General features: G+C 65.3%; 7 protein-coding genes. 6 read left to right on the top strand and 1 reads right to left on the bottom strand.

All coding sequences use genetic code 11. The features are described 5' to 3' along the window. Positions 1-159: 159 nt before the first annotated feature. Positions 160-441: a DUF4389 domain-containing protein gene (locus tag RMO23_RS10215; protein ID WP_309681099.1), complete on the bottom strand. Its 282-nt coding sequence runs from the start codon at positions 439-441 to the stop codon at positions 160-162. Positions 442-644: 203 nt separating this feature from the next. Here RMO23_RS10215 and RMO23_RS10210 point away from each other — a divergent pair, with 203 nt between their 5' ends. From RMO23_RS10210 to RMO23_RS10185, 6 genes are all read left to right on the top strand, one after another. Then, entirely contained in the window at positions 645-2684 is a 2040-nt protein-coding gene (locus RMO23_RS10210) for a transglycosylase domain-containing protein (protein WP_309681097.1), read from the top strand. Between the two features lie 161 nt (positions 2685-2845). After that, positions 2846-3229, top strand: a complete 384-nt coding sequence (locus tag RMO23_RS10205) for a glutaredoxin domain-containing protein (protein ID WP_309681095.1) — start codon at positions 2846-2848, stop codon at positions 3227-3229. Positions 3230-3264: 35 nt separating this feature from the next. Continuing rightward, the gene (lgt, locus tag RMO23_RS10200) at positions 3265-4071 is read left to right on the top strand and encodes a prolipoprotein diacylglyceryl transferase (RefSeq protein WP_309681093.1); all 807 of its coding nucleotides are present in this window, start codon (positions 3265-3267) and stop codon (positions 4069-4071) included. Between the two features lie 306 nt (positions 4072-4377). Next, entirely contained in the window at positions 4378-5046 is a 669-nt protein-coding gene (locus tag RMO23_RS10195) for a GntR family transcriptional regulator (RefSeq protein WP_309681091.1), read from the top strand. A 55-nt stretch (positions 5047-5101) separates the two neighbouring features. Next, positions 5102-6610 (top strand): malonyl-CoA decarboxylase, encoded by a 1509-nt coding sequence (locus tag RMO23_RS10190; RefSeq protein WP_309681089.1) that lies wholly within the window; start codon positions 5102-5104, stop codon positions 6608-6610. Positions 6611-6659: 49 nt separating this feature from the next. Beyond that, a complete protein-coding gene (locus RMO23_RS10185; protein ID WP_309681087.1) occupies positions 6660-7661 on the top strand; it encodes a tripartite tricarboxylate transporter substrate binding protein in 1002 nt (333 codons plus the stop codon). Positions 7662-8038: the final 377 nt, after the last annotated feature.

The following is an 8038-nucleotide window of genomic DNA, read 5'->3' as shown; positions in this document are numbered from 1 at the left end:
GGCGCAGGTGCGGCGCTGGCAGGGCGTTGCCAACCTGGGCTGGAGCGACGCCGACATTGACGACGTGGCCCGCTACCTCAATGACACGATATACCGGTTTCCCCTGCAGCTGACCCGGCTGGGAGCCGAAGCTGACAGCGCCGCGCCATGGCCTGTCGGTCAGCCCGCGGGCGGCCAGTCGCTGAAGGGAAAAGGCGGCGTTTCGGTGTCAAAGCTCACGAACGCGGCGATCTGTGCCAGGTAGCGGCCCACGCTGTGGCCAAAGGTCCGCAGGCGCAGGTTGGCCCCTGCGGTGAAGATGGCAAAGCCCAGCTGCAGCACGGCCACGGCAATCAGCACCCAAGCCGCCAGATGAAAGGCGGCGCACAACAGCAGCATGAGCAGGGCGCGCAGCCATAGCTTGCGCGGGGCGGGAAGGCTGGCGGCATCGGTGTCGGTCATGGCGGGCTCCTGAGGTCAGGGCCCCATCATGCGCCGCCGGCAAGTCAATGCCTTGATCAACGTCAACGCCAGGTCGTGATGCGTAACGCCAGGCGCTTGCCGCGCTGCCGATGGATGGTGTAGAGGGGGCGCCCCTCGGTCAGTTTCATGCAGCCCTTGCCCCTGGCCTGGGCGCTGGCGTTCTGGCGCCGTACACTGCGGCCATGCACCCGACCCTGCAACGCGCAGCCAGTTTTGCCAGCGGGCAGTTTCGCCGGCTATTGGGCGTGATCAAACGGCACCCCGTGCGGGCGGCCCTGGTGCTGCCGGCGCTGATGCTGCTGTACGTGCTGGCGCTGATGCCGTTCACGCCCGGCATTGGCGACTTGCGCAAGGCCAAGTCCGAAACGCCGTCGGTGCTGCTGGCCTCAGACGGCACGGTGCTGGCCGAGTACAAACGCATTAACCGCCAGTGGGTGACGCTGGACCAGATTGCGCCCAGTGTGGTCAACGCCTTGATCGCCACCGAAGACCACCGCTTTTACGATCACCACGGCATCGACTTTAGGCGCACGGCGGGGGCGGTGCTCAGCACCCTGTCGGGCAATCTGCAGGGCGGCTCGACCATCACGCAGCAGCTGGCGCGCAATCTTTATCCCGAGGAAATTGGCCGCGCCACCAGCATCACGCGCAAGGTCAAGGAGGCGATCACGGCGCTGAAGATCGAGGCGGTGTATTCCAAGCGCGAGATCCTGGAGACCTACCTCAACACCGTGCCCTTTTTGTACAACGCCTTCGGCATCGAAATGGCCGCGCGCACCTATTTCGACAAGTCGGCCGACCAGCTGGATGTGCTGGAGAGCGCCACGCTGATTGGCATGCTCAAGGGCACCAGCTACTACAACCCGGTGCAGAACCCCGAGCGCGCGCTGCAGCGCCGCAACCTGGTGCTGGCGCAGATGGCCAAACACGGCAAGCTCGACCCGGCGCGCCTGGAGGCGCTGACCAAACGCCCATTGAAGCTGGACTTTGAGCGCCAGACCGAGCCGCTGGGACCGGCGCCGCACGTGGCCCAGCATCTGCGCAAATGGCTGATCGCCTGGGCCGACCGCAAGGGTTACGACATTCATACCGACGGCCTCAGGGTGCGTACCACGCTGGACGCCAAGATCCAGAAGGCGGCGAACCAGGCGGTGGCGCGGCAGATGGCGCAACTGCAAAAGTTGGCCGACGGGCGGCGCAAGGCCGGCCAGGAGCGGGCCGTGTTGCAGGTCGGTTTTCTGGCGCTGGATCCGCGCAGCGGCGGGGTGCGGGCCTGGGTCGGCAGCCGCGACTTTGCGCAGGAGCAGTTTGACCATGTGAGCCAGGCGCGGCGCCAGCCGGGCTCGACCTTCAAGCCCTTTGTCTATGGCGCGGCCTTCATGCAGGGCTTCGGCCCGTCCTACACCTTGATCGACCAGCCCGTGGCCATCTCGCAGCAGGGCGGCGAGGTCTGGACGCCCAGCGACGCCACGCCGCCGACCTACCAGCCGACCACGCTGCGCGACGGGCTGGCCTATTCAAAAAACACCATCACGGCCCAGCTGATGCAGAAAGTAGGGCCGGCCAGGGTAGGGGCGCTGGCGCAGGCCCTGGGCGTGCGGCAGAGCAAGCTGGACCTGGTGCCCTCGCTGGCGCTGGGCACCAGCCCGGTCACGCTGCTCGAGATGGTGACCGCCTACGGCAGCATTGCCAATGGCGGCAGCTACCGGCAGCCGGTGCTGGTGCTGAGCGTGGAAGACCGCAACGGCCAGCTGCTGGAACAGTTCGAGCCCGTCAGGGAGAGTGAGCCGGCCATGCCGCGTGCGCACGCGCTGACCCTGGTGAACGCCATGCGCGGCGTGATTGACGAGGGCACGGGCACGGCGATTCGCAGCCGCTACGGCATCCAGGCCGACGTGGCCGGCAAGACCGGCACCACGCAGGACAACACCGACGGCTGGTTCATCATGATGAACCCGCAGCTGGTGGCCGGGGCCAGGGTCGGCTTTAACGACAACAGCGTGACGATGGGCGCCTGGGGCCAGGGCGCTAGAGCCGCGCTGCCCATGGTAGGCGAGGTTTTTCAGCAGGCATTTCGCAACCGCTGGCTCGACCCGAACGCTGAATTCGACATTCCGCGGCCGCGGCCCCCACCGCCGCCCGAGCAGCGCCGGGACGACCCGATCACGGAGATCGTGAACAGTGTGCTGGGCCGGATCTTGCGGCAGCTGCGCGTCAACTGAGCTGGGTTGCTATTAAAAACGTAGCTGCTAACGCATGTATTTGTTGGGCTGGAAATTGATTTGTCTGTAAATGACGAGGCGCCAGCGCCGCCACGGCCGCCCGGGTGTGCAGCCGCTGCTGTGTTACCGTCTCGGCTTCTTCTGACCTGCCGGAGCCCTCCATGCCACGCCATCTTCTTGACGAAGCCCAAATTCACCCTGCCATCCGCAGCAAGATTGCGGGCCATCAGCAGGCCATCGTGCAAGAGGTGATGTCGGCGATCAGGGACAACGACGTGGTCGTGGTGGGAATGGGCATGAACCCTTTTCCCCGGCGCGCGCGCAGGGCGCTGGACGATGCCGGGCAGGCTTACCGCTATCTCGAATACGGCAACTACCTGAACACCTGGCGCGAGCGCAATGCGCTCAAGATGTGGACCGGCTGGCCGACTTTTCCGATGGTCTTCGTCAAGGGCACGCTGGTCGGCGGCGCGGGCAATTTGCAGACGCTGATCGACAGCGGCGAGTTGAAGACGCTGCTGGCGTCGCCCGCCAGCGGCGCCTGAAAAGGGCTTTCGGCGTGCGGGCACAATAGCAAGCCATGCTGATTCACCCTCAAATCAATCCCGTTGCCCTGCAACTCGGCCCGCTGGCCATCCACTGGTATGGCCTGACTTACCTGGCCGCCTTCGGCCTGTTCTTTTTTCTGGCCACCCGGCGCCTGCGGCACGAACCGTATGCCTCCATCACCGGCCCGGGCGCCTGGTCGCGCAAGGACATTGAGGACATCCTGTTTCTGGGCGTCATGGGCGTGGTGATTGGCGGGCGCCTGGGCTACTGCCTGTTTTACAAACCGGGCTACTACCTGACGCATCCGCTGGAGATTCTGGCGGTGTGGCAGGGCGGCATGAGCTTTCATGGCGGCATGCTGGGCGTGCTGGCCTCGCAGCTCTGGTTTGCGCGCAGCCGCCAGCGGCCCTGGCTGCAGGTGATGGACTTCATTGCGCCCTGCGTGCCCACCGGGCTGGCGGCGGGGCGGGTCGGCAACTTCATCAATGGCGAGCTGTGGGGCCGTTTCAGCGCGCCGGATCTGCCCTGGGGCATGGTGTTTCCGGGCAGTGGCTCTTCGCTGCCGCGCCATCCGTCGCAGGTCTACCAGTTCCTGCTCGAAGGGTTGCTGCTGTTTGTGCTGCTGTGGCTGTATGCGCGCCAGCCGCGCAAGACGGGCCAGGTCTCGGGCGCCTTCCTGGTCGGTTACGGCCTGTTCCGCTTCATCGCCGAGTTTTTCCGCGAGCCGGATGACTTCCTCGGCATTCTGGCGCTGGGCATGAGCATGGGCCAATGGCTCTGTGTGCCGATGATCGCGGCCGGTGTCTGGCTCTGGGTTTGGGCATCAAAACGGGCTTGAGCCCTGGTAAATAGCGTGCTGGCAGCTATCTATTTGATAGTATCCTGCAGACGGCGACGGATTCTGGATGAAGCGCCAGACAGCCCGTGCGGCAGCCGGAGCACGGCGACCCGCTACGGGTTTTTACCTGTGATGTGGGGCGCACGGTGGCTTGATTTTGAAAGCCTCCCTCTTCATAATTACGCGTAATTACTTGAAATTACCGCGCTGGCCGATGCGGCGAGGGCGGCGATGACAAGTCTGCCGCAGGGAGTGGACCGCCGCCACGCCTGCCAATCCATCAGTCAAGCCGGAGGAAGTTTCGCCATGCGTCTTGTTCCCAGTTCCCTGCATCAGCAGGTTGCCGACACCCTGCGCGAGCAGATTTTTGCGGGCCAGCTGGCGCCGGGCAGCTTTCTGGACGAGCTGACCCTGTGCGAGCGGCTGGAAATCTCGCGCACGCCGCTGCGCGAGGCGCTCAAGGTGCTGACGGCCGAAGGGCTGCTGCGCCACGAGCCGCGGCGCGGCTGCTTCGTCAATGAGGTGACCGAGCAGGACCTGGACGATATATTCCCGGTGATCGCGCTGCTGGAAGGGCGTTGCGCCTATGAGGCGGCGCGCCATGCCAGCGATGCCGACCTGGCGGCGCTGACCACGCTGCACGAACGTCTCGCCAGCCATGCGCAGGCGGGCCGTGTCACCGACTACTACGCCGCCAACCTGGCGATTCACGAGGCGATTATCTTGCTGGCCGACAACCGCTGGCTGGCGCAGGTGATCGCCGACCTGCGCAAGATCTTGAAGCTGGCCCGCCTGCAGTCGCTGCAGGCGCCGGGCCGGCTGGCGCAAAGCCTGTCGGAGCACATGACGGTGTTTGCCGCGCTGAAAAGCCGCGACAGCGAAGGCGCCGAAGCCGCCATGCGCACCCACTTGACGCGCCAGCGCGAAGCCCTGAAAAGCCTGGCCCGGCAGCAGCATTCACGGGTGGCCTCATGAGCCGCCGGGCCGTTCCCAAGGCGACTGGCGCAGTGCATGGCGCGGCGCTTGCCCCATGAGCGCCGCGGACTGGTTCGGCCGCCGGGTGGCGCTCCCCGCGACCGATAAAAAACCCTCAAAAACGGCTGCAGCCCAGGTCGATAGCGCGCAGACAGCTCCTAAAAAAATAGCAACTGCCAACCCGCCCGAGGCCCCGCCGGCTGGCCGTTCGACGCGCGAGCGGCTCAAGGCCACGCTGCGGCAAAAGGAAGAGGCCCTGTCGCCGCGCGTGCTGCGCCGCACGCTGCAGGAGCTGCGGGCGATTGTCGACACCCAGGTCAGCGAGGTCGAAGGCGGCCGGCGCGCCCGCGGCGTGGCCGGCTGGTACGCGGGCGCCACGCTGGACGAGCGGCGCGACATGTGGCTGCTGATGAGCGAGCAGTTTGTGGCCGATGCCGAAAAAGCCAAACTGGCGCAGGCGCAGTTTGTTGCGGCGGTGGGCACGCCCGACGAGGCGGTGGCCGAGGTGCGCCTGCGGCGCGCCACGGTGTCGCCGCGCCGGCGTCTGCTGCAGCGCTTCAGCGCCTTCCCCGAAGGCATCCGCTTTCTGGTCGACCTGCGGGCCGAGATGCTGCCCTACCTGAAAGCCGACAAGCGCCTGCATGCGCTCGATGTCGAGATGGAGTACATGTTCTCGACCTGGTTTGACGTGGGCTTTCTGGAACTGCACCGCATCAGCTGGGATTCACCTGCGTCGCTGATTGAAAAGCTGATCAAGTACGAAGCGGTGCATGACATCAAGAGCTGGGCCGACGTCAAGAACCGGCTCGACAGCGACCGCCGCTGCTACGGCTTTTTTCACCCGCGCCTGCCCAGCGTGCCGCTGATTTTTGTCGAGGTGGCACTGGTGGACGAAATGGTCAGCCACATCATGCCGCTGCTCGATGAAATGGCCGCGCCGTCGGACCTGGCGAAGGCGACCACCGCGATTTTTTACTCGATCAGCAACACCCAGTCCGGCCTGCGTGGCGTGAGTTTTGGCGACTCGCTGATCAAGCATGTGGTCGAGACGCTGAAGGAGGAATTTCCCAGGCTCAAGATCTTTGCCACGCTGTCGCCGATTCCGGGCTTTCGAAGCTGGCTGGGCAAGAACGCGGCCGCCATGCTGGAAAAGCTCGATGACAAGGAGCGCGCCGCGCTGGGCCGCGCGCTGGGGATTGAGCCGCTCTCGGCGGTGCAATTTCTGCGCGCCGCCGACGACGCACTGGCGCTGCCCGAGAAGTCGCCGCTGCGCCGCCTGCTGCTGCAGTGCGCCGCGCACTACCTGGGCCGGTCGCTCGAAGGCGATGAAAAAGGGCAGGGCCTGGGCAAGCCGGTTGACCCGGTGGCGCGCTTTCACCTGGGCAACGGCGCGCGCATCGAGCGGCTGGACTGGGCTGGCGACCCGTCGCCTAAGGGCCTGCGCCAGTCCTACGGCCTGATGGTCAATTACCTTTATGACCTCAAGCGCCTGGACAAGCACCGGGTCCTGATGGCACAGGGAAAAATCCCGGTGTCGGGCGCGATCGAGGCTTTGTATTTTTGAACGCCGGTTTTTTTGATAATTTTCGATTTCACAACGACAGGAGACAACAATGACTTTCAAGTTTTCCGCAATGAGCACGCGGCGCGACGTACTGCGGGCGGGCGTGGCCGGCGCGGCGGCGTATTCGCTCGGCAGCAGCCAGGCCCAGTCGGCCTGGCCCGCCAAGCCGGTGACGGTGATCGTGCCGTTCCCCGCGGGCGGCGGCACCGACGCATTTGCCCGGCCGCTGTCGGGCCAGTTTGCAAAAAACACCGGCAAGTCGCTCATCATTGAAAACCGCGGCGGCGCCGGCGGCACGCTGGGCGCCAGCATCGCGGCCAAGGCCGCGCCCGACGGCTACACCCTGTTCATGGGCGCGGTGCACCATTCGATTGCACCGGCCATGTACCCGCGGCTGGACTACGACATCCAGAAGGACTTTGTGCCGCTGGTGCTGCTGGCCAACGTGCCGCAGGTGCTGGTGGTCAACCCGAAGAACATGCCTTATGCCGACTTCAAGGGCTTTATCGAGGCGGTGCGCAAGGCGCCCGGCAAATACAACTATGGCTCGGCCGGTGCCGGTACTTCGCACCATCTGGCGGGCGAGCTGTTCAAGCAGCAGACCCAGACCTTCATCACCCACATTCCCTACACCGGCGCCGGCCCTTCGCTGCGCGACCTCGTGGGCGGCCAGGTCGACATGATGTTTGACGGCCTCGGTTCGTCCGCCGCCCACATCAAGGGCGGCCGCGTCAAGGCGCTGATGGTGTCGGGCGGCAAGCGCAATCCGGCTTTTCCGGACGTGCCCTGCGCCGCCGAGGTCGGTTTGCCCGACTACACCGTGACCACCTGGTACGGCATGTGGGCGCCCAAGGGCACGCCCGCCGATGTGCAGGCACGCATCGTCGAAGAGCTGCGCAAGGCCGGCGCTTCGGATGAACTCAAGGCCATCTGGGCCAGCAACGGCGCCGAATTCGGCACGCTCACGCCGCCACAGTTCGGCAGCTTCGTCAGCGCGGAAATCAAGCGCTGGGCCGCGGTGGTGAAGGCGTCGGGCGCCAAGCTCGAATGAGCGGTGCAGGCGGCGCGGCGGCGCTGATTGCGGTCGGCGCAGGCCCGCGGCCGTTTGTCGCGTTTGCTGAGGCGCCCGAGGCTCAAGTGGGGTGTTTCGGGGCTGCAGCCCAGGTAATACCTGCGCCGGCAGCTATTTATTTCATAGCAAATGTATTTTTGTGCGGGCGTGGGCGCTGCATTTTTGAGCGTCGATGATGGGCTCGTGACGGCCCCATGCTTGTCTCTTCTTTTTCTTATTCCTGGCGATGAAAAACAATAATCTTTTTGCCGCGCTGCTTGCTTCATTTCCGGCTGACCTCGACGCTGTGGCGGTGGAAACTGACAACGATCTGAGCTATTCGTGGCGCGACCTGGACCGCGCCACCGCGATGATGG

This window comes from Polaromonas sp. (genome assembly GCF_031411155.1).
In the GTDB taxonomy this organism is placed as follows: domain Bacteria; phylum Pseudomonadota; class Gammaproteobacteria; order Burkholderiales; family Burkholderiaceae_C; genus Polaromonas.
The sequence above is the reverse complement of the archived record's forward strand: the minus strand, read 5'-3'. Positions and strand labels throughout refer to the sequence as shown.